23 protein-coding genes are annotated in these 22,375 nt (G+C 68.6%); 16 read left to right on the top strand and 7 right to left on the bottom strand.

Annotated features, from left to right (window positions below):
• Positions 1–110 precede the first annotated feature (110 nt).
• From Q5Z10_RS05305 to Q5Z10_RS05280, 6 genes are all read left to right on the top strand, one after another.
• The gene (locus tag Q5Z10_RS05305) at positions 111–2,528 is read left to right on the top strand and encodes a TonB-dependent receptor domain-containing protein (protein ID WP_303638219.1); all 2,418 of its coding nucleotides are present in this window, start codon (positions 111–113) and stop codon (positions 2,526–2,528) included.
• Between the two features lie 176 nt (positions 2,529–2,704).
• Positions 2,705–3,343: a PepSY-associated TM helix domain-containing protein gene (locus Q5Z10_RS05300; protein WP_303638218.1), complete on the top strand. Its 639-nt coding sequence runs from the start codon at positions 2,705–2,707 to the stop codon at positions 3,341–3,343.
• Between the two features lie 40 nt (positions 3,344–3,383).
• Positions 3,384–3,902 (top strand): DUF2271 domain-containing protein, encoded by a 519-nt coding sequence (locus tag Q5Z10_RS05295; RefSeq protein WP_303638217.1) that lies wholly within the window; start codon positions 3,384–3,386, stop codon positions 3,900–3,902.
• A gap of 71 nt (positions 3,903–3,973) precedes the next feature.
• A complete protein-coding gene (locus Q5Z10_RS05290; protein WP_303638216.1) occupies positions 3,974–4,777 on the top strand; it encodes a DUF4198 domain-containing protein in 804 nt (267 codons plus the stop codon).
• Between the two features lie 55 nt (positions 4,778–4,832).
• Positions 4,833–5,804 (top strand): FAD:protein FMN transferase, encoded by a 972-nt coding sequence (locus Q5Z10_RS05285; protein WP_303638215.1) that lies wholly within the window; start codon positions 4,833–4,835, stop codon positions 5,802–5,804.
• Complete coding sequence (locus Q5Z10_RS05280) at positions 5,801–7,405, top strand: sulfite reductase subunit alpha (protein ID WP_303638214.1); 1,605 nt, start codon at positions 5,801–5,803, stop codon at positions 7,403–7,405. Before Q5Z10_RS05285 ends, Q5Z10_RS05280 begins: the two co-directional genes overlap by 4 nt.
• Positions 7,406–7,468: 63 nt before the next feature.
• Here the strand turns inward: Q5Z10_RS05280 and Q5Z10_RS05275 are convergent, their stop codons facing one another.
• The 4 genes from Q5Z10_RS05275 to Q5Z10_RS05260 all read right to left on the bottom strand — a co-directional run bounded on the left by Q5Z10_RS05275 (position 7,469) and on the right by Q5Z10_RS05260 (position 10,545).
• The gene (locus tag Q5Z10_RS05275; RefSeq protein ID WP_303638213.1) at positions 7,469–8,077 is read right to left on the bottom strand and encodes a HutD/Ves family protein; all 609 of its coding nucleotides are present in this window, start codon (positions 8,075–8,077) and stop codon (positions 7,469–7,471) included.
• 32 nt (positions 8,078–8,109) lie between these two features.
• Positions 8,110–8,835: a murein L,D-transpeptidase catalytic domain family protein gene (locus tag Q5Z10_RS05270; RefSeq protein ID WP_303638212.1), complete on the bottom strand. Its 726-nt coding sequence runs from the start codon at positions 8,833–8,835 to the stop codon at positions 8,110–8,112.
• 17 nt (positions 8,836–8,852) lie between these two features.
• The gene (locus tag Q5Z10_RS05265; RefSeq protein ID WP_303638211.1) at positions 8,853–9,896 is read right to left on the bottom strand and encodes a L,D-transpeptidase; all 1,044 of its coding nucleotides are present in this window, start codon (positions 9,894–9,896) and stop codon (positions 8,853–8,855) included.
• Between the two features lie 361 nt (positions 9,897–10,257).
• Positions 10,258–10,545, bottom strand: coding sequence for a ComEA family DNA-binding protein (locus tag Q5Z10_RS05260; protein WP_303638210.1), 288 nt, complete (start codon positions 10,543–10,545; stop codon positions 10,258–10,260).
• Between the two features lie 237 nt (positions 10,546–10,782).
• Here Q5Z10_RS05260 and Q5Z10_RS05255 point away from each other — a divergent pair, with 237 nt between their 5' ends.
• The 4 genes from Q5Z10_RS05255 to murU all read left to right on the top strand — a co-directional run bounded on the left by Q5Z10_RS05255 (position 10,783) and on the right by murU (position 14,426).
• Positions 10,783–12,276 carry a M20 family metallopeptidase gene (locus Q5Z10_RS05255; protein ID WP_303639140.1) on the top strand — a complete coding sequence of 498 codons (1,494 nt, stop codon included), beginning with the start codon at positions 10,783–10,785 and terminating at the stop codon, positions 12,274–12,276.
• 69 nt (positions 12,277–12,345) lie between these two features.
• Positions 12,346–12,615, top strand: coding sequence for a GlsB/YeaQ/YmgE family stress response membrane protein (locus Q5Z10_RS05250; protein ID WP_303638209.1), 270 nt, complete (start codon positions 12,346–12,348; stop codon positions 12,613–12,615).
• A gap of 64 nt (positions 12,616–12,679) precedes the next feature.
• Positions 12,680–13,705, top strand: a complete 1,026-nt coding sequence (locus Q5Z10_RS05245; RefSeq protein WP_303638208.1) for an aminoglycoside phosphotransferase family protein — start codon at positions 12,680–12,682, stop codon at positions 13,703–13,705.
• 10 nt (positions 13,706–13,715) lie between these two features.
• Positions 13,716–14,426: an N-acetylmuramate alpha-1-phosphate uridylyltransferase MurU gene (murU, locus tag Q5Z10_RS05240; RefSeq protein ID WP_303638207.1), complete on the top strand. Its 711-nt coding sequence runs from the start codon at positions 13,716–13,718 to the stop codon at positions 14,424–14,426.
• A gap of 514 nt (positions 14,427–14,940) precedes the next feature.
• Here murU and hda read toward each other — a convergent pair.
• Genes hda through Q5Z10_RS05225 form a run of 3 tightly spaced genes read right to left on the bottom strand, consistent with a single transcriptional unit; the run spans position 14,941 to position 17,944 of the window.
• Entirely contained in the window at positions 14,941–15,651 is a 711-nt protein-coding gene (hda, locus tag Q5Z10_RS05235; RefSeq protein WP_303638206.1) for a DnaA regulatory inactivator Hda, read from the bottom strand.
• Entirely contained in the window at positions 15,648–16,820 is a 1,173-nt protein-coding gene (locus Q5Z10_RS05230) for an AI-2E family transporter (protein ID WP_303638205.1), read from the bottom strand. Before Q5Z10_RS05230 ends, hda begins: the two co-directional genes overlap by 4 nt.
• Positions 16,817–17,944 (bottom strand): DUF2066 domain-containing protein, encoded by a 1,128-nt coding sequence (locus tag Q5Z10_RS05225; protein ID WP_303638204.1) that lies wholly within the window; start codon positions 17,942–17,944, stop codon positions 16,817–16,819. The genes Q5Z10_RS05230 and Q5Z10_RS05225 overlap by 4 nt, the downstream gene beginning before the upstream one ends.
• 112 nt (positions 17,945–18,056) lie before the next feature.
• Here Q5Z10_RS05225 and purM point away from each other — a divergent pair, with 112 nt between their 5' ends.
• The 6 genes from purM to Q5Z10_RS05195 all read left to right on the top strand — a co-directional run bounded on the left by purM (position 18,057) and on the right by Q5Z10_RS05195 (position 22,307).
• The gene (gene purM / locus Q5Z10_RS05220) at positions 18,057–19,115 is read left to right on the top strand and encodes a phosphoribosylformylglycinamidine cyclo-ligase (protein WP_303638203.1); all 1,059 of its coding nucleotides are present in this window, start codon (positions 18,057–18,059) and stop codon (positions 19,113–19,115) included.
• Positions 19,116–19,145: 30 nt separating this feature from the next.
• Positions 19,146–19,637, top strand: coding sequence for a hypothetical protein (locus tag Q5Z10_RS05215; RefSeq protein WP_303638202.1), 492 nt, complete (start codon positions 19,146–19,148; stop codon positions 19,635–19,637).
• Between the two features lie 7 nt (positions 19,638–19,644).
• Complete coding sequence (locus tag Q5Z10_RS05210) at positions 19,645–20,082, top strand: hypothetical protein (protein ID WP_303638201.1); 438 nt, start codon at positions 19,645–19,647, stop codon at positions 20,080–20,082.
• Positions 20,079–20,732, top strand: a complete 654-nt coding sequence (gene purN / locus Q5Z10_RS05205) for a phosphoribosylglycinamide formyltransferase (protein WP_303638200.1) — start codon at positions 20,079–20,081, stop codon at positions 20,730–20,732. Before Q5Z10_RS05210 ends, purN begins: the two co-directional genes overlap by 4 nt.
• 67 nt (positions 20,733–20,799) lie before the next feature.
• Positions 20,800–21,621: a DUF3108 domain-containing protein gene (locus tag Q5Z10_RS05200; RefSeq protein ID WP_303638199.1), complete on the top strand. Its 822-nt coding sequence runs from the start codon at positions 20,800–20,802 to the stop codon at positions 21,619–21,621.
• 2 nt (positions 21,622–21,623) lie between these two features.
• Entirely contained in the window at positions 21,624–22,307 is a 684-nt protein-coding gene (locus Q5Z10_RS05195) for a DUF3108 domain-containing protein (RefSeq protein ID WP_303638198.1), read from the top strand.
• Positions 22,308–22,375 lie beyond the last annotated feature (68 nt).

The following is a 22,375-nucleotide window of genomic DNA, read 5'->3' as shown; positions in this document are numbered from 1 at the left end:
ACGCCGCTGCCCGCTTCATCCCTGCCGCCCCTGACCGGGCCTTCCCTGCCGCTGTCCCGCGTCTTCCGCGCCGGGCAACGCGCGGCTTCATCTTTCCCGAGGAAACTGCCATGGCCCAGCGCCATCGTGTTCGCGTGTCCCTGTCCCGCTCCCTGCTGACCAGCGCCGTGCTGGTCGCCGTCGCCTCTCCCGCCGTCGCCTACGGCGACGCCGCCGCACCGCAGACCCTGGACACGGTGGTGGTCACCGCGTCCGGCTTCGAACAGAAGGTGGTCGATGCACCGGCCAGCATCAGCGTGGTCAGCCGCGAGGAACTGAGCAAGCGCCCCTATACCAACCTGGTCGATGCGCTGCGCGACGTCGAAGGCATCGACGTCGGACTGGAAGCCAGTGACAAGAACGGCCGTGCCACCATTTCGATGCGCGGCCTGCCCTCCGAATACACCCTGGTGCTGATCGACGGCCGTCGGCAGAGCAACGTCGGCCAGCTCTATCCGAACAATTTCGGCGGCGGCCAGTTCGCCTACCTGCCGCCACTGGATGCCATCGAGCGCATCGAAGTGGTGCGCGGGCCGATGTCCACGCTGTACGGTTCGGATGCGATGGGCGGGGTGATCAACATCATCACCCGGCGCAACCAGGACAGCTGGCACGGCGCACTCACCCAGGGCTTCACCGTGCAGCAGGACGACCAGTTCGGCGATGCGCGCACCACCGATCTCTACCTCAGCGGACCGCTGGTCAAGGACCGTATCGGCCTGGCGGTGCGCGGCAGCTACTACGATGCCAAGGCCTCCAATCCGGAATGGGAGGCGCTGACCCTGCCGGACGGCAGCCTGTGGGAACGCAGCATCGGCTTCGGTGGCGGCGGCAAGTCGGTGGCCAACACCAACTGGAACAGCGGCGTGCGCCTGAACCTGCATGTCAACGACGACCACGAACTGTGGCTGGACTACGACGTGTCGCGGCAGAAGTACGACAACAGCGAAGGCCAGACCGGCACGCTGGACAGCCTGGCCAGCCTGTGGCGCGTGGGCAATGCGGTCATCCCCAACCCGAACGGCAGCGGCACCGTGACCCGCCGCGTGGTGCAGCCGCGCGTGGGCTACACCGCCTACCAGCGCTACGAGCGCGACCAGCTGTCGCTGACCCACCAAGGCCGCTACAGCTTCGGCACCTGGCAGACCTCGCTGACCCACAGCAAGAGCAGCAACCTCGGCCGCTCGCTGCCGCTGACCCTGGACGAGCGTGCCGACCTGCAGACGCTGTGGAACGATGTCTGCCGCCGCACCGGCGCCGCCAACAACTGTGCCGCCGGCCGCAACAACGGCCTGGGCGCACTCAACGCCAGTGAACAGGCGCGGCTGCAGGCGTTCCTGCCGCGTCCGCTGCGCACCATGGAGCTGGAGGGCTACGTGCTCGACACGATGCTCGATCTGGACGTCGGCACGCACAAGCTGACCGTCGGTGGCCAGTACAACGACACCGACATGATCGACGGCGTGTTCGGCATGGATGGCGCCGGTTACCGCAGCAACACCCAGCAGAAGCACCGCATGTGGGCACTGTTCGCCGAGGACAACTGGTCGCTGACCGACACCCTCACCGCCACCTTCGGCCTGCGCTACGACGACCACAACGTGTTCGGCAGCCATCTCAGCCCGCGCGGCTACCTGGTGTGGAATGCCAGCGACGCCTGGACCTTCAAGGGCGGCGTCAGCACCGGCTACAAGACTCCGCGTCCGGACCAGCTGTTCCCGGGCATCACCGGCTTCGGTGGCCAGGGCGTGCTGCCGCTGGTGGGCTCGCCCAACCTGAAGCCGGAAACCAGCACCAACTACGAGCTGGCGGCCTACTACGAAGGCCAGCGCTGGGGCTTCAACGTCACCGGCTTCTTCAACAGGTTCAAGGACAAGATCGCCAGCGGCGGCACCTTCCCCAACTGCGAAGTGGCACCGGCCGGCAGCGGCTACTGCGTGGACATCGGGCCGGGCTGGGCATCGCTGGGCTACAGCACCTTCACCCAGAGCGTGAACATCGACGAGGCCGAAACCCGTGGCGCCGAACTGGCGGCGCACGTCGACCTGCTCGCCAACCTGCAGCTGCGCGGCAACTACACCTGGACCCGGAGCGAGCAGACCAGCGGTGCCGACAAGGGACGCCCGATCGCCGGCACCACGCCGGCAAAGCACATGGCCAACGCCAGCCTCAACTGGCAGATCAGCGAGGCCGTCAGCCTGTCGCTGATCGGTGAGGGCCGCTACGACCGCTATCGCGACACGCTGCTGGACGCCAACGGTGTCAGCCACACCCGCTACTACGAGGACTACACGATCTTCCACCTCGGCGGCAGCTGGGAGGCCACGCCGTGGCTGACGGTCAATGCACGGGTCAACAACCTGTTCGACAAGGATTTCGTCTCTCAGTCATGCCTGCTGCTCAATCCCAGCGAGTACAGCTGCGTGGATGACTACGCCACCAAGGACCAGCGCCGCAGCTACTGGATCTCGTTGAACGCGAAGTTCTGACGGCAGGGCCTCGCCCGCCTGGAGGCCGACCCGGGTCGGCCTCGTTTCCCCCTGCGGATGCGGATCGACCGGAACCGTGCCGACTACGGTCGGCACCGGATACAGAACGACACGCAATTGCGAGCAATTCTCATCAATGATGTAATGAATAGCCTTCAAACACGTCGATCCGTGCCGTGAGCCGTTCCGCCTCCTCCACCGTGCAGCAGCAACAGAGCCGCGGCTTCTGGCTGCGTACGCTGCATCAGTGGCACTGGATCAGCTCGGCGGTCTGCCTGATCGGCATGCTGCTGTTCGCGGTAACCGGCATCACGCTGAACCACGCGGCAAAGATCGAGGCAACACCGCAGGTGCGGAACCAGCAGCTGGCACTGCCGGCCGATCTGCTCGGCCAACTGGGCTCGCGCGAGGACGGCAACGCGCCGCTGCCGCGTCCGGCCCGGCAGTGGCTGGATCAACAGCTGGGCATCGCCATCGGCGGCCGTGCCGCGGAGTGGTCGGCCGAGGAGATCTACCTGTCGCTGCCACGCCCCGGCGGCGACGCCTGGCTGAGCATCGACCGCGAAACCGGCGCAGTGGAATACGAATCCACGTCGCGCGGCGCGGTGTCCTACCTCAACGACCTGCACAAGGGCCGCAACGCCGGGCCGGCGTGGGGCTGGTTCCTGGACCTGTTCGCCGTGGCCTGCCTGGTGTTCTGCATCACCGGCCTGTTCCTGCTGCACCTGCATGCGCGGCAGCGCCGCATGACCTGGCCGCTGGTCGGCCTGGGCCTGATGATTCCGCTGCTGATCGCCCTGCTGCTGATCCACTGACGTCCCCCGTGATTTCCATTCGTTCTTCCGGAGCCGCCCCATGCGCGTCACCCTGACCATCGCCCTCAGCGGCCTGCTGGCCACCTCCCCGGCCTATGCGGCAACGCTCGACATCAACGTCGAAGTGCCCAAGCTCAACGTGGCCGAGTACCACCGCCCCTATGTGGCGGTGTGGCTGGAAGGGGCCGACCAGAAGGTCGCCGCCAACCTGTCGGTCTGGTACCAGCAGACCAGCAACAGCGAAGGCCACGGCACCAAGTGGCTGCCCGATCTGCGCCAGTGGTGGCGCAAGAGCGGCCGCACCCTGCAGGTGCCGGTGGACGGCGTGACCGGCCCGACCCGACCGGCCGGCAAGCACGCGCTGTCGTTCAACGACAAGCAGCCGGCACTGAAGCAGCTGGCCCCCGGCAACTACACCCTGGTGGTGGAAGCGGTGCGCGAAGTCGGCGGCCGCGAACTGCTGAAGATCCCCTTCACCTGGCCGGCCACCGCCGCGCAGAACGGCCGTGCGCAGGGCGCCACCGAGCTGGGCCTGGTCACCCTGTCCGCCAGGCCCTGATCGTTCGTCCGGGCCGGTGCCCTTCCACTGGAAGGGCTCTGGCCTTATCCATCACCCCTGGAGTCTTCCGCATGAAGCGCACGCTCGTCCTCGCCGCCGCTCTGGCCGCTGCCCTTCCGTTCTCCGCCCTGGCCCACAAGGCCTGGCTGTTGCCCTCGCAGACCGTGGTGGCCGGCAATGCGCCGTGGATCACCGTAGACGGTGCGGTCTCCAACGACCTGTTCTATTTCAACCACGTGCCGCTGCGCCTGGAATCGGTGCTGATCACCGCTCCCGATGGCAGCACCGTGCAGGCGCAGAACGCCGCCACCGGCAAGTACCGCAGCGTGTTCGACGTCGAACTGAAGCAGCAGGGGACCTACCGCATCGCTTCGGTCAACGACGGCCTGTTCGCCACCTACGAGCAGAACGGCGAGCGCAAGCGCTGGCGCGGCACGGCCGCCACCTTCGGCGAGCTGCCCAAGGATGCGAAGAAGCTGGAAGTGAGCCAGTCGATCGGCCGCGTGGAAACCTTCGTCACCAACGGCGCGCCCAACGACACCGCGCTGAAGCCGACCAACCGCGGCATCGAGCTGGTCGCCGTGGGTCACCCGAACGACCTGTTCGCCGGCGAGGAAGCCACCTTCCGCGTGCTGGTCGATGGCAAGCCGAGCGCCGGCCTGGCGTTCGAGATCGTGCGTGGCGGCACCCGCTACCGCAATGCGCAGGACGAGCTGAAGCTGACCAGCGATGCCAAGGGCGAGATCAGGGTGACCTGGCCGGAAGCTGGCATGTACTGGCTGGAAACCGCCACCGAAGACAACAAGACCTCGGTCAAGCAGGCCTCCAAGCGTCGCCTCAGCTACGTCGCCACGCTGGAAGTGCTGCCGCAGTGAACGCAGCGCCGCGATGCCGGGCCCGCCCCGGCATCGTGACCTGCCCGGCCCGCTCATGATCGATCCTTCATCCGACATCGCCCGCCTCGGTGGCACCACCATGGGCACCACCTGGAGCGTGTCGCTGGTCGTGCCGCGCCAGCGTGACCTGCATCCGCTGCACGCCGGCATCCAGGCGCGGCTGGATGACGTGGTCGCGCAGATGAGCACCTGGGAGGCCGGTTCGGATCTGAGCCGCTACAACCGCGCCGAGGCCGGCCGATGGTGCGCGCTGCCTGCCGAAACGCGCCAGGTCCTGGCCTGTGCGCAGGCCATCGCCGCCGCCAGTGACGGTGCCTTCGATCCCACCGTCGGCCCCCTGGTTGCACTGTGGGGCTTCGGTGCACACGCCGGCGAACGCCACCTGCCCGACGCCGTCACCCTGCAGGCCACGCGCGAGCGCTGCGGTTGGCAGCGCCTGCAGTGGCAGGAAGGTGCGCTGTTGCAGCCGGGCGGGCTGGAACTGGATCTCTCGGCGATCGCCAAGGGCTTCGGCGTCGATCACGTCGCCAGCTGGCTGCGCGCGCAGGGCATCGCCGCGGCGCTGATCGAAGTCGGTGGCGAGCTGGCCGGCTACGGCCGCAAACCGGATGGCCAGCCGTGGCGCGTGCTGGTGGAATCCGCACCGGAAGAAGACGCACACAGCGCTACCCCGCCTCGCGTGCTGGCGCTGGACGGCAGGGCGGTTGCCACCTCCGGTGATCGCTGGCACCAGTACCAGGCCGGGGGCGAGACCTACAGCCACAGTCTCGACCCGCGTACCGGCAGACCGGTGCGCCAGGTTGCAGCGGCGGTCACGGTGGTCGCCGACGACGCCATGCACGCCGATGCCTGGGCCACTGCGCTGACCGTACTCGGCCGCGAGCACGGCATGGCGCTGGCCGAGCGCGAAGGACTGGCCGCGCGCTACCTGCAGCGCACAGCCGATGGCCCACGCGAGTTCCTCAGCAGCGCCTTCCAGCAGCTGCTCGACGGACAGGACGCATGAGCCGGCGTCCGTCGCGCGCGTGGCTCGGCAACGGCCTGGCCCTGCTCCTGCTGGCGCTGATCGGCTGGGCGCTGCTGCGCCTGCATCTGGGCGATGCCTGGTGGCACGGCGCGCCGCCGGTACGCCAGACCCGGATCGCCGTGCTCGCCACGGTGCTGTACGCAGTGGCCTGCGCTGCGCTGTGGTGGCGCGGCCGGCCGCGCGATGATGCGGCATCCAGTGATACCGCGCCGATCCTGCTGGTCTGGTCGAGCCAGACCGGCTTTGCCCGCGAACTGGCCGAACGCAGTGCCGAGGCCCTGCGCGGTGCCGGTGTGCCGGTGCGTGTGCGCGGACTGCATGCGGTGGATGCAGCGCTGCTGGCCGCCAGCCAGCGTGCATTGTTCATCGCCAGCACCACCGGTGAGGGCGACCCGCCCGACCATGCCCTGCCGTTCCTGCGCGGGGTGATGGCCACGCCCCCGCCGCTGCAGCACCTGCACTACGGCGTGCTCGCGCTGGGCGACCGCAGCTACGGCCACTTCTGTGGATTCGGCCATCAGCTGGACGCCTGGCTGCGGCAGCACGGCGCGCATCCGCTGTTCGATGCGATCGAAGTCGACAACGCCGATCCGGCGGCGCTGCGCCATTGGCAGCAGTTGCTGGGGCAACTCGGCGGTGGCGCCAGCGAACTGCCCGACTGGAGTCCGGCCGAGTATCAGCCGTGGACGCTGCTGCAGCGTGAGCATCTGAATCCCGGCAGCCCCGGCGGCCCGGTGTACTGGCTGCGCCTGCAGCCGCCGCCCGGCGTCGATGGGCAGTGGCAGGCCGGCGACATCGCCGAGATCGGCCCGCAGCATCCCCGCCACAGCGCGCGTGCCTGGCTCGAAGCACAGGGCTTCGATGCCGACACCGTGCTGGATGACGGACAGCCCCTGCTGGCCCGCATCGAGCGCTCGCACCTGCCCTCACTGGTGCCGCCCGGGGATCTGCCGGCGTTGCTGGCAACCCTGCAGGCACTGCCACACCGCGAGTACTCCATCGCCTCGGTGATGGCCGACGGCACGGTGGACATCGTGCTGCGCCGCCAGCTGCGTGCCGATGGCACACCCGGCATCGGCAGTGGCTGGCTGTGTGACCACGCCGCCATCGGCGAAGCAGTGCAGCTGCGGCTGCGCCGCAACGACAATTTCCATGGTGTGGGCGCCGACGTGCCGCTGCTGCTGATCGGCAACGGGACCGGCATCGCCGGACTGCGCGCGCACCTGCATGAGCGCGCACGCATGGGCGCGCGTCGTACCTGGCTGCTGTTCGGCGAGCGCACCGTCGCGCACGATTTCCACTTCGGCAGCGAGCTGCAGGCGATGTGGCTGGAGGGCACGATGGCGCGGCTGGATGCGGTGTTCAGCCGCGATGGCGGCGCGCACCGCTATGTGCAGGACCGCCTGCTCGCCGAAGCGGCCACGCTGCGGCAATGGGTGGATGAAGGCGCGACGATCCTGGTCTGCGGCAGCCTGCAGGGCATGGCGCCTGCGGTGGATGCAGTGATCGAGCAGGTGCTTGGCAGCGCGGGCAAGGAGGCCCTGCTGGTGGCCGGCCGCTACCGGCGCGATGTGTACTGAGCGGCAGCGGTAGCGGTCACCGCATCCACGCCCTGCGTGGAGACGCCCACCGGCGCCAGCAGATCATCCCGCTGCCGCGCTGACCCGGATTGCCAGCAGCTCGCCGCCGCCCTGCAGGGCGTGCCGTTGCCGCGCGCCCGCCGCCAGCCAGGCGCTGTCGCCGGCCTGCAACGCCGGCAGGCCACTGTCGGCGGCAAACTCGGCGTAGCCGGCCAGCAGATGCAGCGCCCAGGCCACCCCCGGTTCGCAGAAGAACAACATCGGCCCGACCAGCGGCCGGTGCAGCAGTTCGGCCTGCAGCACATCGCGCTTCCACATCAGGTTGAAATCGTGGGTAGGGCCATCGACCAGTTCGCCGTGCAGGGCCTGCTCACCGGCAAAGCGCACCCGGCCATGCGGCGGCAGCACCTCGGCCACGCGCCCATCGGCGAAACGCAGCCGCACCCCGTCGCCCTGCAGCAGCACCAGTTCGCGGTCCACCCCGGGAAACGCGGAAAACGCAGCGTCCTGCTCGATCTCGGCCACCGACAGGCGCAGCGCCCAGTCGTCGCCCTGCGCAGGCAGCCGCAGGATCTCGCGGGTCCAGCCCAGTCCGTTGCGCCAGCGCTCACGGCGGTAATCCAGGTGGGAAATCACCTGGCTCGGGGTCTGCAGCAGGGCATCGATGTTCATGCACGCATTGCAGCACGTCCGCTGCGGATGCATCAACGCGCGGCGACACCACCGGACGTGCCACAGTCGCCACCGAGCAGCTGCGAATGCTTCAGCCACTCCTGGTCGGGATAGTAGGCGAACACCATCGTGCCGCCGCGCAGTGCGTCGATCAGCGGCCTGGCCACCGACAGCCGCACGGCCGGGCAGCCGAGGCTGCGCCCCAGGCGCCCCTGCAGCTGCGCGGCCGATGGATTCACGTAGGGCGCGCCATGGATGACGATGGCGCGCTCACGGGCGCGATCGTTGAAGCCCGGCTCCAGGCCCGCCAGGCGCAACGAGTACCCGTTGCCGCCCATGTAGGTCTCCTGCGCGGTGAACGCGCCCAGGCTGGACATGAAACTGCCCTCCCGGTTGGAGAAATGTTCGGTGCGGTTGTTGCCGCTGTTGCGGCCATGCGCGACCCATTCCTCGAACAGCAGCCGCTGCCGGGCGAGGTCGAATACCCACATCCGCGGTTCGGTCGACGGCCGCGAATAGTCGATCACGCTCAGCCGCTCCGCGCTGACCCCCAGTTCAGGCCGCCGCAGCGCGCAACGCATCGCGTGCGCGGCCAACCGCAGCACCCGGCGGTCGGCGTTGGGCGCGGTGCGCGCCAGCTGCGCCGCCAGGTCGTCGGCACTGACGGTGGCCAGCGGGGCCTGCGCCGCGGCAGGCACGGCGGCAGCGGTTGCCAGCAGGCCGGCGGCGGCCAGCCGGTGGATGCGGAATGCGGACATGACGGGGTGGAAGGGGCTCAGGAACCTTTCAAGGTGGACGCGGGCGGCTCCGATTCCAAGACCGGCTGCATTCCTGATTCAGCCGGGCTTGGGCGCACCGCCGGCAGCGACGTCACCAGCAGGGTCGTCCCCGGCACCAGCACACGGTACAGCTGGTGGGCGAAATCGGCCGGCAGCGCCATCGGCAGCGACGGCGTGGCGAGCAGGTCCGGCGTGGCCTGGGCCCGGTCCTGTCCCAGCAGCGGGTACGCCGTCCACTGGTGCAGGCGCTGCTGGGTGTCCAGTGGACTGGGGGTATCGCTGTAGCCCTGCCCCATCACGAACAGGGTGGTGCCCTGGAACGCCGGCAGCGCATCGGCCTTCAGCGGTGATTCGCCGATCATCACGCCATCGCGCAGCACGTACAGGCGCTGGTCGTGCAGGCTGACCAGGATGCCGACCTGCCCACTGGGCGCCGCCGCGTCGTCCCACCAGGCCTTGTCCGGCGGGGCGCCCTCGGCTTCCGGCAGCGCCTGGCCGCGTGCATTGACCGGGGCCAGCACGGCCGGATAGGCCAGCGTCATCGGCGCGCTCTTGGCATCGGCCACGACCACCGTATCGCCGCGCTGGGTTTCGCTGAACAGCTTCTGCGCAAACGCCTGCGGCAGGCGTACGCAGCCATGCGAGGCGGGGTGCCCGGGCAGGCTGCCGCCATGCAGCGCGATGCCGTCCCAGGTCAGCCGCTGCATGTACGGCATCGGCGCGCTGTTGTACAGGTTGGACCGGTGGTCCTTGTCCTTCTGCAGGATGGTGAACACGCCGGTCGGCGTTTCATGCCCGGTCTTGCCTGAGCTGATCGTGCTCAGGCCGATGGCGATGCCGTTGCGGTACACGTAGGCCCGCTGCTCATCCAGGCTGACCACCAGCACGATCGGTCCGGCCGGCGAAACTTCCGGATGCCACAGGTATTCGCCCGGCTTGAGGTCGGTCGGGCCACGCACCTCGGCGGTCGGGGCAGCGGTGGATGCGGGCGGCGTCGCTGCCTGTACCGCCCATGGCAGGGCAAGGGCAACAGCGAGCATCAGGAGCGATCGGGGCAGGTGCATCCAGCGGGTTCCAGTCCATGCGAAGGCCTCCAAGCTACACCATCGGTGCGTGGTGGCCGCGCCAAAAGAAATTGCCCGGCGACACAGCCATGTGTCGTACCGGGCAATCGTCACGTCCCTGTCGGCCTGCTGCCACCCCCTCGCGTCCTGCGAAGCGGGGGCGGCGTTGCATCCTGCACGCGGCCGCGTCTGTCCTGTTTGTATCTCAGCCCCTTCCACAGGTCTGTGATGCCACCATCCTGGTGATTGGTGCCGCCTCCCTGCGACGGTCGGTGGTTACGGCATCCTGTCCGCAACCGGTGAACCGGCTTCCTGCTGGTCCCGACGATTCCTGCTGTCAGCGCCTGGGTACGGTTCGCACCGGTACCGATCCGGGTACCGGATCCGCGGGCAACGCTCTGTTGCCGACGGTGATCCGCTGTCGATTCCGTTCGACGATCGATGTCCCTATCCCCTTCACCTGCGTCAGGTCCTCAACGCGGTGAAACGGGCCGTGTCTGCGCCGGTGCTCGACGATCGCCGCGGCCTTGGTGGCCCCGACCATCGTCAATCCCTGCTGCAGCGCCCGGGCATCGGCCCGGTTGATGTCGATCTGCTCGGCGGCCTGGGCCCCCGTGATCCACATTCCCAGCACCAGCACCCTTGACACGACACACCAAGGCACGACGTGTATCTCCTTGTGGTTCTGACCGTCCCGTCCGGCAATCCCGTCGGTCGCAACAGTGTCCGTCACCACATGTACACAGCGTATCGGTTTCACGGATTTCTAAAAGCCAGCCAAATACCCGACGTGATGTAGGAAAAACCCTACCCTCGGTGCAGGCGTAGAATGGCCGGATCAGCCATGCAACCGGAGTTTCAGATGGACAGCGCCAAGCTCGGCCAATTCGTCAATGACAAGTGGGACAGCGAAATCGTCCCGCAGTTGGTCGACTACATCCGCATTCCCAACAAGTCGCCGATGTTCGACGCCAACTGGGTGCAGAACGGCTACATGGAGCAGGCGGTCACCCTGATGGAGAACTGGGCCAAGGCCCAGGATCTGCCCGGCCTGAAGGTCGAGGTGGTGCGCCTGGAAGGCCGTACCCCGCTGATCCTGCTGGAAATTCCGGCCACCGGCGCCGAAACCGGCGACGACACCATCCTGCTCTACGGACACCTGGACAAGCAGCCGGAAATGACCGGCTGGGACGAGGACCTCGGCCCCTGGACCCCGGTCCTGCGCGGCGACAAGCTGTATGGCCGCGGCGGCGCCGACGACGGCTATGCGATCTTCGGCTCGCTGGCCGCGGTGCTGGCGCTGCAGGCCCAGGGCCTGCCGCACGCCCGCTGCGTGGTGCTGATCGAAGCCTGTGAAGAATCGGGCAGCTACGACCTGCCGGCCTACGTCGACCACCTGGCCGACCGCATCGGCAAGCCGTCGCTGGTGGTCTGCCTGGATTCGGGCTGCGCCAACTACGACCAGCTGTGGTGCACCACCTCGCTGCGCGGCCTGACCGGCGGCAACTTCACCGTGAAGGTGCTCAACGAAGGCGTCCACTCCGGCGATGCCTCCGGCGTGGTGCCGTCCAGCTTCCGCCTGCTGCGCCAGTTGCTGTCGCGGATCGAGGACCAGGACACCGGCCGCATCCTGATCGACGGCATGAACGTGGAGATCCCGGCCGAGCGCCTGCAGCAGGCCAAGCGTGCCGCCGAGGTGGTCGATACCGAGATCTTCGAGAAGTTTCCGATGGTCGATGGCCTGCGTCCGATGAACGAGGACCTGACCGAGCTGGTGCTCAACCGCACCTGGCGCCCGGCCCTGTCGGTGACCGGCATTGGTGGCATGCCGCCGCTGGAGTCGGCCGGCAACGTGCTGCGCCCGCAGACCTCGGTGAAGCTGTCGCTGCGCCTGCCGCCGACGGCCGACGGCAAGACCTGCGGCGAACTGCTGAAGGAAGCGCTGCTGCGCGACCCGCCGAACGGCGCGCAGGTCACCCTGGACCTGGAAAAGGCCTCCACCGGCTGGAACGCCCCGGCGATGGCGCCGTGGCTGACCGAGGCCATCGACGATGCCAGCCAGACCTTCTTCGGCAAGCCGGCGATGTACATGGGCGAAGGCGGCTCGATCCCGTTCATGGGCATGCTCGGCGAGAAGTTCCCCGGCGCCCAGTTCATGATCACCGGCGTGCTCGGCCCGCACTCCAACGCGCACGGCCCGAACGAGTTCCTGCACATCCCGATGGGCAAGAAGGTCACCGCGTGTGTGTCCAAGGTGATCAGCGAGCATTACGCGGCCAGCCTGCGTGGCGAGACCAGCGGTTCGCCGGTCGCCGCCGACAGTGGCACCCGCCACGGCAACCACGGCTGCTGCTGATCCGGCACACCGTGACGGACGCAGCCCGGCCTTGCTAGGCTGCGTCCACCCCTGGCGGAAATCGCGCGCATGAATGGTCTGTTCGGCAGCACCAGCTGGCTCTACATCATCCTGGTCGGCTTCCTGGTCGGCCTGCTCGGGCGCTTCTTCATGCCCGGCAACAACCGCATGGGCTGCCTGCTGACCATCGTGCTGGGCATCGTCGGCGCGCTGCTGGCCGGCTGGTTCGGTCAGTACATGGGCTGGTACGCCGCAGGCGAACCGGCCGGCTTCCTCGGCGCCGTGCTCGGCGCGGTGGCCGTGCTGGCGGTGCTGCGCCTGTTCAGCGGCCGCCGCTGAGACCCGTCTCCCTTTCCTTCCCGCTCCCGACGTCGGCGCGTTCCGCGCGCCCGGATCTGCCTGCATGACCGAACCTGCTTCCGATCCCCAGCGCAGCGCGCAGCGCCTGCAGTGGGCCCGTACCCAGCTTGACGACGGCACCGCCGTGGTCGAACGCGCCTCGGTCGACGCCGGCATGCGCAGCTACTGGCGCACCACCAGCACGCGCGGCAGCCACATCGTGATGGATGCCCCGCCGGGGCTGGAAGATCCCACCGCCTGGCTTCGCATGCGCGGCCTGCTGCACGACCACGGCCTGCGCGTGCCCGCACTGCTGGCGCAGGACCTGCAGGCCGGCTTCCTGCTGCTGGAAGACCTGGGCGGCCCGACGCTGGCGAAGATCCTCGACGAACGCAATGCCGACGCGTGGTTCAGCCGCGCCATCGATCAGCTGCTGCGCCTGCAGGTGATTCCGGTGCCGGCCGACTTCGGCCACTTCGGTGAAGCGCTGCTGCAGCGCGACGCGGGCCTGTTCGACGAATGGTTCCTGCAACGCCATCTTGGCCTTGAACTGGACAGCGGCGAGATCGAAGGCCTGCAGCGGGTGCACCGTCAGCTGATGGACAACGCGCTGGGCCAGGCCCAGCTGATGACCCACCGCGACTTCATGCCGCGCAACCTGATGCCGGTCGACGACGGCCCGGCCGTGCTGGATTTCCAGGACCTGGTGCGCGGCCCGATCGCCTACGACGCGGTGAGCCTGTTCAAGGACGCCTTCCTGAGCTGGCCGCTGCAGCGTGTGGACGCGTGGCTGGCGCAGTACCACGAGCGTGCGCGCGACGCCGGCCTGCCGGTGCCCGACCGCGCCACCTTCCTGCGCGATGCCGACTGGATGGGCATCCAGCGCCACCTGAAGATCCTCGGCCTGTTCTGCCGCCTGCGCTACCGCGACAACAAGGGCCACTACCTGGACGACGCGCCGCGCTTCATCAGCTATCTGGAAGAGGTGCTGCCGCGCTATCGCGAACTGGCACCGCTGCAGCAGCTGCTGGAACACCGCATCAGGCCGGCGCTGGCCGAACTGGGCGCGCCGATGCGCGTGCTGCGCTGAAGGACAAGCGATGAAAGCCCTGATCTTCGCCGCCGGTCTGGGCGAGCGCATGCGCCCGCTGACCCTGCACACGCCCAAGCCGCTGCTGGCGGTGGCCGGCAAACCGCTGATCGTCTGGCACCTGGAGCGATTGGCCGCGCTCGGCATTGGCGAGGTCGTGATCAACACTGCGTGGCTGGCCGAGCAGTTCCCGGCCACGCTGGGCGATGGCAGCCGGTGGGGTCTGCGCCTGCACTTCCTGCACGAAGGCGGGGCTCCGCTGGAAACCGGCGGCGGCATCCTCAACGCGCTGCCGGTGCTGGGCGACGATCCCTTCCTGGTCGTCAACGGCGATATCTGGACCGACTTCGATTTCGCCACCCTGCCGCGCGAGCCGCAGGGACAGGCACATCTGGTGCTGGTAGACAATCCTGCACAGCACCCCGACGGTGACTACCGCCTGGATGCCCAGGGCCTGCTGCATCACGACCGCGCAGGGCCGTGCCTGACCTACGCCGGCATCGGCGTGTACCGCCCCTCGATCGTGGCCGACTGGCGCGCGGTGATCGGCGATGCGCCGGGCAGCGAGCGGCTGCCGCCGAAGTTCTCGGTGGTGCCGCTGCAGAAGCATTTCATGGCGCAGGGGATGATGACCGGGCAGCACCATCGCGGGCGCTGGACCGACGTCGGCACCGTGGATCGCCTGCGTGCGCTGGATGCGGAGTTGGCAGCGAACGGCTGAGCCCCTCGTGGCTGGAGCGGTAGAGTCGACTGTCAGTCGACTGCAACAGCCGCGCTTGGCCGGGCGGGATGGGTACGCGGGGGACGCCGTGAATCCATCCATGGAGGCTTGTCCGCGGCATCCATGCCGCAGACACCCCCGCGTACCCACCCCGCCCGGCCTCTGACAATTTCCGTGCGCGTCCAGCCACGGAAAAGAAAAAGAAAAGCAAAAGCGGATCGCTTCGCTGCGCTCGCTCGTCTGTGTCGACCAAGGTCGACACCTACCAAGCGCGGAGCACATCCGATCCAAGGTCAATCCCAAGGCCAACGGCCAACTGTCTAAGGCGGGGCGCTGTGGGTGCGCGGGACCGCAGGCGCCATGGATGGCGCCTACGAGCCCCCATGGACGGGTTTACGGCGTGTCCCGCGCACCCACAGCGCCCTGCCTCCCCCAGGAAGCCAGCACTTGATTTTGACGTTGCTCTGGCTTGCAGCGGGTGCAGGGCGCAGCCCTGCAAAGAAACACCCCAACCTCAGTAGCGGGGACGGCCTTCTTCCAGCACCTGGCGCAGGAACGGCACGGTGATCCGCCGCTTCGCCGCCAGCGACTCCCGGTCCAACCAGTCCAGCAGCGTGATCAGTCCCCCCAGCTCGCGGCCGGTGTGCGACAGCAGCCATTCGATGGCCGCCTCATCGATCGCCAGGCCACGGCGCAGCGCGCGCTCGCGCAGCACCGCCGCGCGGCCTTCCTCGTCCAGCGGCTGCAGCAGCACGCGCACGCACTGGCCCAGCCGCGAACGCAGGTCCGGCAACACCAGCCCCAGCTCGCCCGGCGACCTCTGTGCGGTGTACAGCACCGTCACCCCGGCCGCGCGTGCACGGTTGTGGAAATCGAACACCGCGATCTCGTCTTCGCGGTTGCCGGCGACCGCATCCAGGCCATCCAGCGCCACCAGCTCGCGCTGCTCCAGCCCTTCCAGCGCGCCCCGCACCCGGCCCGCCACGCTGGGCAGCGGCACGTAGGTGGGCAGGCGCCCGGCCTGCTCGGCGCTGGAGCACATTGCCAGCGCCTGGTGGGTCTTGCCCGTTCCCGCCGCGCCTTCCAGGTAGACCCAGTCGTGGCTGGCACCCACCGCGATGGCACGCAGCTGCGCCAGCGCGCCATCCGGCGCACCGATGAAGGTCTCCAGGCGCTGGTCCCGCGGGTAATGCAGGGCCAGCGGAAGTTGCGGCACACCTGTCACTTCGGGTCCGGGCCGTTCTCGTAGGGGTCGAGGATGATATGGGGCTGGTCGACCACGCCATCAAGCACGATGGCCGGCTTTTCGCCGACGTACAGCTCACTCTGGCGGTAACGCTGGTGTGCGTAGCGCAGCAGCACGTTGCTTACCGCGGCCACCGGCAGGGCCAGCAGCATGCCGAGGAAGCCGAACAGCTGTCCCCCTGCCATCACCGCGAAGATCACCGCCACCGGATGCAGGCCGATCTTGTCGCCGACGATGCGCGGGGTCAGCACGTAGCTCTCCAGCAGCTGGCCCACGGTGAACACCACGCCGACCAGGATCAGCAGCTTCAGGTCGAACCCCTGTGCCTGCACCAGCGCGGCCACGACCGCCATCAGGACGCCCGTGGTCGCCCCCAGGTACGGAATGAAGCTGATCAGGCCGGCGATCAGGCCGATCAGCAGCCCCAGCTTGAGGCCGACCAGCGACAGGCCGCCGGCATAGATCACGCCCAGTGCCAGCATCACCAGGAACTGGCCACGGATGAACGCGCCCAGTACCTCGTTCGACTCCCGCGCCAGGCTGGTGATCGTGCCGATCTGGTTGCGCGGAATGACCGACGCGACGCGCTCGACCAGCTTGTCCCAGTCGCGCAGGAAATAGAACGCGAGGATCGGCAGCAGCAGGATGTTGACCACCCAGGTCACCACCGTGAAGCCCGAGCGCGACACATAGCCCATGAACGTCTTGGCGAACCCGCCGGCCTGCTGCCAGTGACTGCGCACCCAGTCGATCAACCGGTCCGGGTCCATCCACTGCATCACTTCCAGCCCGGTCTTCTGCTCGAACCAGGGAATGCCCTTTTCCATCAGCCAGGCCTGTGCCTGCGGTGCAGCCGCGATCAGGGTGGTGATCTGACGCTCGATCATCGGCACCAGCACCAGCAGCAATGCGGTGATCACCAGCACCATCGCCACGAACACCAGCACCACGCCGGTCATCCGCGAACGGCCGGTGGCCTCGATGCGGTCCACCAGCGGATCACCCAGCCACGCCAGCGCCAGGGCCAGCACGAACGGGGTCAGGATCGGCGCCAGCAGCCACACCACCCAGCCGATCAGCCCGGCCAGCAGGATGTACTTCAGCCGGCGCAGGAACTGCGCGATTTCTGCCTCGGGCGAGAGGATCATCGCAGGCGGTACTCGTTGCTCACCGGCGCCGGTGCCGGCGCCCCGGTCGTATCGTCGATCGGTGCGGGCAGGGCCGGCAGGGTTGCCGACGGCACCAGCACGCCGTTGTCACCGAGCATGCGGTTGAAGCCAGCCAGGCCGGTGGTCATCTCCAGGTTCAGCTCCAGGTGGTCGGCCGTCGCGCGCAGCGGCGTGACGTTGCGCACCACCGGTACTTCGCGCAGGCCCGCGGCCAGGCGCAGGTATTCCTCGGCACTGTTGATGCCGGTCACCACCACCCGGTAGGTACCGGCCTGCCCCGTGGCCGCGCCGGCCTTGGCATAGCGCTTGACCAGCGCGTCGGCGGCGCCATCGGCACCGGCGGCCATCGCGCGCATGGCGTTGGCATCCTTGCTGGTCCACTTGTTCAGCTCACGGCCGTTGTCGACGAACACCCAGTCCGCCTGCCAGCCGCCATTGGCCCGGTATAGCTTGCCGATCAGCTGCATCGGCGGCGCATAGCGTGCCGAAGCCCGTGCCACCGCCGCGCTGTCCTGGCGCCAGATCGCGCCGGCCAGGGCCTGCTCGGCCGCGCCGCCACTGGGCAGGCCAAGCTTGAAGCCCCGCTCGATGGCGCGGTTCAGCAGCGGCCGCGCGGCATTGGCCTGCTGCACGCTGACCAGGCGCGGGCCACTGCCATCGTCCACCGCCAGCCACACCACCGGCTTCGGCCGCGGCTGCGGCCACAGCGGCAGGCCCAGCGCCGACACCAGCGCATCCACGTCCTCCTCGCGGAAGCGCGCGACCAGCAGGGTACGGAAGCTGGGGGCACCGCTGGCACCAACGCTCTGGTCCTGCTTGTAGTCGTAGCTGGCCACGTAATCCTTGGCGTTGCGCAGGGCCTGGACCACGCCGGGGCGGGACATGACGCTGCGATCGCCGGACAACTTGCCCAGTACCACGCTCAACGCGCGCGCCAGCGCACCGTTGCGGTCAGCCTCGGCTTGGCTGTTGACGGGCACTTCGGCCTCGTACGCACCACTGGCAGTGGCAACATCACCCTCGGTTCGCATGCCGCTCTGGGCCATCGTGGCCACCGGCAGGCACAGCGCAAGGAGCAGGGTCAAAAACAGGCTGCGGCGCATCAGGACATCCATTGGCTCGACGTATCCGGGGGGAATTGTTGCCCGAATACGGCCTGTGCGCCAATGCGGCCTGTTAAAATCGGCGATTCAACCCCTGCCAGCGCCGACGCCCGTGACCAACACCCCGTCTTCCGCCCCCTCCCCCCTCACCTACCGTGATGCGGGTGTCGACATCGACGCCGGCAACGAACTGGTCGAGCGGATCAAGCCCCTGGTCAAGCGCAGCTTCCGTCCGGAGGTGATGGGCGGCCTGGGTGGCTTCGGCGCCCTGTTCGACCTGTCCAACAAGTACCGCGAGCCGGTGCTGGTGTCGGGCACCGACGGCGTCGGTACCAAGCTGAAGCTGGCCCACCAGCTGAACCGCCACGATACGATCGGCATCGACCTGGTCGCCATGTGCGTGAACGACGTGCTGGTGCAGGGCGCCGAACCGCTGTTCTTCCTGGACTACTTCGCCACCGGCAAGCTGGACATCGATACCGCCGCGGCGGTCGTGGGCGGTATCGCCAACGGCTGCACCGAGGCCGGCTGCGCGCTGATCGGTGGCGAAACCGCTGAAATGCCCGACATGTACGCCCCGGGCGAATACGACCTGGCCGGGTTCACCGTCGCGGCGGTGGAGAAGAGCGAACTGAAGGATGGCGCCCATGTCGCGGCCGGTGACGTGCTGATCGGCATCGCCTCCTCCGGCCCGCACTCCAACGGCTACTCGCTGGTGCGCCGCATCTACGACCGCGCCGGTCGCCCGGCCGAGCTGGAGCTGGACGGCGGTGTGAAGCTGGTCGACGCGCTGATGGCGCCGACCCGCCTGTACGTCAAGCCGATCCTGGCGCTGCTGAAGTCGCACGGCGAGGCCATCCATGGCATGGCCCACATCACCGGTGGCGGCCTGACCGAGAACATCATCCGCGTGGTGCCCGACGGCCTCGGCCTGGACATCCAGGCCTCGTCGTGGACCCTGCCGCCGGTGTTCCAGTGGCTGCAGAAGGAAGGCGCGGTGGCCGACAGCGAAATGTGGCGCACCTTCAACTGCGGTATCGGTTTCGTGCTGATCGTCGCTGCGGACCAGGTGGCTGCCGTGTCCGACGCCGTCACCGCGCAGGGCCTGGAGCACTGGACCATCGGCCAGGTGGTCACCGCCCAGGGCGACGAGCGCGTGCGCATCGCCTGACCCCCGGCTCACCGGATCAGAGGAACCCGCATGGATGCCCTTCCCCCCTCGCCCGCCGCACCGGTGCCGCCCCCGGCCCCGGTCGCGCCGGTGCTGAGCCAGCAGGACGCCGACCACCTGCGCCTGCTGTCGATCTTCCACTACGTGGTGGCCGGTCTCGCGGCGGTGTTCGCCCTGATCTTCGTGTTCCACATCGTGATGGGCATCGCCGTGCTCAACGGCGCCCTGCCGATGAGCTCCAACGGCCACCCCAGCTCGCCGCAGGAACAACAGCTTGCGGGCTGGGTGTTCATCATCATGGGCGGCGGCGTGGTGTCCTGCGGCCTGGTGCTGGCCGGCGTCATCGCCTATGCCGGGCATTGCCTGAAGCAGCGGCGTCGCTACCTGCTGTGCATGATCGTGGCCGGCCTGTCGTGCCTGTTCACCCCCTTCGGTACGGTGCTGGGCGTGTTCACCCTGATCGTGCTGCTGCGCCCGCAGGTCAAGGCCGCGTTCGAAGCTGATCTCCCCTCCCGCCGCTGAGAGACCGATGACGTCCGTCCCGCCTCCGTTGAACGCACCGCGCGGCTGGACCGCCGACCAGATCGGCGGACACCTGCACAGGCTCAGGATCCTGTTCTACGTCTACGGCAGCCTGCAGGTGCTGCTGGCGCTTTTCCTGCTGTTGGCCGCCGCCGGTGGCTATGTCAGTGAAAGCAACAGCACCGATCCGAATGCATCGCCGGCCCTGCTGGCCGCCATCTTCGCCGGTATCGCCGTGTCCATCGCGGCGCTGGGCACCCTCAGCCTGACTGCCGCGCGCCGGTTGGGGCAGCGCCGGCAGCGTACCCTGTGCCTGGTCGCCTCCGGTGCGGCCTTCCTGGGGGGCGCGCTGGGCATCGCCCTGGGCGTGTACGCGCTGATCGTGCTGCTGCGCTCCGAGGTGGTCGCCAGCTTCGCCGGACCAGGCAGCGCGGTCGTCGCATGACCGCCCGCATCGCCGTACTGGCCTCCGGCCGTGGCAGCAACCTGCAGGCGATCCTCGACGCCATTGCCGATGGCCGCCTGGCGGCCGACGTGGTGGGCGTGTTCTCCGACCGCCCCGATGCCGCCGCCCTGCAACGGGTAGCCGCCAGCCAGCGCTGGTCACAGGCACCCAGGACCTTCGCCGACCGCGCCGCCTACGAGCAGGCGCTGGGCGATGCCCTGCAGGCCGTGGCACCGGACTGGATCGTCTGCGCCGGCTACATGCGCATCCTCGGCGCCGACTTCGTGCAGCGCTTCAACGGCCGGCTGGTCAACATCCACCCCTCGCTGCTGCCGCTGCACAAGGGCCTGCACACCCACGCCCGCGCGCTGGAAGCCGGGAACACCGAACACGGCGCCAGCGTGCACCTGGTCGTGCCGGAACTGGACGCCGGCGCGGTGCTGGCGCAGGTGCGGGTGCCGGTCCTGCCCGGCGATGACGCCGAGACGTTGGCCGAGCGTGTCCTGGCCGTAGAGCACCCGTTGCTGATCGCCACCCTGCAGCTGCTCTGCGCCGGCCGCCTGGCTGAACGGGAAGGACAACCGACATTCGACGGTCACCCCCTGTTTAGCCCGTTGGCCCTAGATTCCGCCGGAAACCTGAACCGGTAACCCCTGTGCACACGCCCCGCTGACTGCGGGGCTGGCATCCTGCCCCCTCCTGCGGTTCCTGCCCGCCATGAAGACCACGACTTTGTTGCGCAACGCCCTGCTGCTGCCGTTTGCCGTGCTCGCCTGTGCAGCCTGGGGCCAGGCCCAGCCGCCGGCCCCGACCACGCCGGCCGTGCCGGTCCCGGCCGAGCCCGCCGCACCGCCCGTACCGGCCCTGCCCGCCCTGGCCTGGGAGCCGCCGCCGCTGCAGCCGTTCAGCGCCACCTACCAGGCGTTCTACAAGGGCAAGGAGGCAGGCGACGCCACCATGCAGGTCACCCACACCGGCGGCAGCCAGTGGCGGGTGGACATGCAGGTCGTCGGCCGCCGTGGCTTCGCCAGTGTGCTTGGGCTGAACATCGAGCAGAGCACGGTGTTCGAGGAGCGCAGCGGCGTGTATGCGCCACTCAGCCAGAGCACGGTGCGCAAGGGCCTGTTCCTGGGCAAGAAGGCAGTCGGCACCTACAACTGGCAGGCCGGTACCGCGCAGTGGAGCGGCGACGTCAAGAAGGACCGCGCGCAGCCCATCCCGCTGCAGGCCGGCGACCAGAGCGCCCTGCTGATCAACCTGGCGATCATGCGCGATGCCCGCCCGGGCGCGACCATGCGCTATCGCTACGTCGACATGGGCAAGGTGCGCCAGCATGACTACCAGGCGGCCCCGCAGACCGAGAACGTCGAGGTCGGCGACCTGTCCTACAACGCGCTGCGGGTGTACCGCACCAACGGCGGCAACAATGAAACCATTCTCTGGATCGCCAACGGTGTCCCCACCCCGGTGCGCATCCTGCAACGCGAAGACGGCGAGGATCGCGTCGATCTGCGCCTGATCGAATACCAAGGAGTCTGAGCATGAACACCCTGTCCCGCCCCCTGACCTGGATCGCCGCCGCCGCGCTGTCGGTCACCAGCCTGCCGGCCATGGCCCTGCAGCCGTTCAAGGCCGACTACCTGGCCAGCTACATGGGCATGCAGGCCAACGGCAGCATGACCCTGGCCAGCGAAGGCGCGAACAAGTGGCGCTACAGCCTGCAGGTCAAGAACCAGCTGGCCGACCTGAGCCAGAGCACGGTGTTCGAGGAAGTGCGCGGTCAACTGCGCCCGCTCAGCAGCCATGACCGTTCCGCGCTGCTGGTGAAGAAGCGCAACGTCGACGCCAGCTACAACTGGACCAGCAACCAGGCCACCTGGAGCGGTGACATCAAGCCCGAGCGCCGCGGCCCGGTGGCGTTGAAGGCCGGCGACATGGATGCGCTGCTGATCAATCTGGCCATCGCCCGCGATCTGGCTGCCGGCAAGCCGCTGACCTATCGCATGGTCGACGAAGGCCGGATCAAGAACATGACCTACCGGGTGGTGGGCAAGGAAGCGATCACGGTCGGCGGCAAGAGCTACGAGGCCACCAAGGTGTCGCGCGTCGATGGCAACAAGGAACTGATCGCCTGGATCGTGAAGGACTTCCCGGTGCCGGCGCGCATGCTGCAGCGGGAAAGCGGGCGTGACGCGCTGGACCTGACCATCAAGGCGATGAACTGACCGCCGCGCTGCGCGCTCGCCGGGCATGGCCCGGCGCTACCGAAACAAAACGCCCGCTTCGGCGGGCG

Origin of the sequence: Stenotrophomonas sp. 704A1, assembly GCF_030549525.1 — a bacterium.
Taxonomy (GTDB): Bacteria; Pseudomonadota; Gammaproteobacteria; order Xanthomonadales; family Xanthomonadaceae; genus Stenotrophomonas; species Stenotrophomonas tuberculopleuritidis.
This window is presented reverse-complemented; position numbering and strand designations above follow the sequence as displayed.

Bases quoted from the DNA above. Each gene is read 5' to 3' on its own strand.
- Q5Z10_RS05305 (WP_303638219.1), top strand. From the start codon at position 111: ATGGCCCAGCGCCATCGTGTTCGCGTGTCCCTGTCCCGCTCCCTGCTG.
- Q5Z10_RS05295 (WP_303638217.1), top strand. From the start codon at position 3,384: ATGCGCGTCACCCTGACCATCGCCCTCAGCGGCCTGCTGGCCACCTCC.
- Q5Z10_RS05290 (WP_303638216.1), top strand. From the start codon at position 3,974: ATGAAGCGCACGCTCGTCCTCGCCGCCGCTCTGGCCGCTGCCCTTCCG.
- Q5Z10_RS05285 (WP_303638215.1), top strand. From the start codon at position 4,833: ATGATCGATCCTTCATCCGACATCGCCCGCCTCGGTGGCACCACCATG.
- Q5Z10_RS05280 (WP_303638214.1), top strand. From the start codon at position 5,801: ATGAGCCGGCGTCCGTCGCGCGCGTGGCTCGGCAACGGCCTGGCCCTG.
- Q5Z10_RS05275 (WP_303638213.1), bottom strand. From the start codon at position 8,077: ATGAACATCGATGCCCTGCTGCAGACCCCGAGCCAGGTGATTTCCCAC.
- Q5Z10_RS05270 (WP_303638212.1), bottom strand. From the start codon at position 8,835: ATGTCCGCATTCCGCATCCACCGGCTGGCCGCCGCCGGCCTGCTGGCA.
- Q5Z10_RS05265 (WP_303638211.1), bottom strand. From the start codon at position 9,896: ATGCTCGCTGTTGCCCTTGCCCTGCCATGGGCGGTACAGGCAGCGACG.
- Q5Z10_RS05260 (WP_303638210.1), bottom strand. From the start codon at position 10,545: ATGTGGATCACGGGGGCCCAGGCCGCCGAGCAGATCGACATCAACCGG.
- Q5Z10_RS05255 (WP_303639140.1), top strand. From the start codon at position 10,783: ATGGACAGCGCCAAGCTCGGCCAATTCGTCAATGACAAGTGGGACAGC.
- Q5Z10_RS05250 (WP_303638209.1), top strand. From the start codon at position 12,346: ATGAATGGTCTGTTCGGCAGCACCAGCTGGCTCTACATCATCCTGGTC.
- Q5Z10_RS05245 (WP_303638208.1), top strand. From the start codon at position 12,680: ATGACCGAACCTGCTTCCGATCCCCAGCGCAGCGCGCAGCGCCTGCAG.
- murU (WP_303638207.1), top strand. From the start codon at position 13,716: ATGAAAGCCCTGATCTTCGCCGCCGGTCTGGGCGAGCGCATGCGCCCG.
- Q5Z10_RS05230 (WP_303638205.1), bottom strand. From the start codon at position 16,820: ATGATCCTCTCGCCCGAGGCAGAAATCGCGCAGTTCCTGCGCCGGCTG.
- Q5Z10_RS05225 (WP_303638204.1), bottom strand. From the start codon at position 17,944: ATGCGCCGCAGCCTGTTTTTGACCCTGCTCCTTGCGCTGTGCCTGCCG.
- Q5Z10_RS05215 (WP_303638202.1), top strand. From the start codon at position 19,146: ATGGATGCCCTTCCCCCCTCGCCCGCCGCACCGGTGCCGCCCCCGGCC.
- Q5Z10_RS05210 (WP_303638201.1), top strand. From the start codon at position 19,645: ATGACGTCCGTCCCGCCTCCGTTGAACGCACCGCGCGGCTGGACCGCC.
- purN (WP_303638200.1), top strand. From the start codon at position 20,079: ATGACCGCCCGCATCGCCGTACTGGCCTCCGGCCGTGGCAGCAACCTG.
- Q5Z10_RS05200 (WP_303638199.1), top strand. From the start codon at position 20,800: ATGAAGACCACGACTTTGTTGCGCAACGCCCTGCTGCTGCCGTTTGCC.
- Q5Z10_RS05195 (WP_303638198.1), top strand. From the start codon at position 21,624: ATGAACACCCTGTCCCGCCCCCTGACCTGGATCGCCGCCGCCGCGCTG.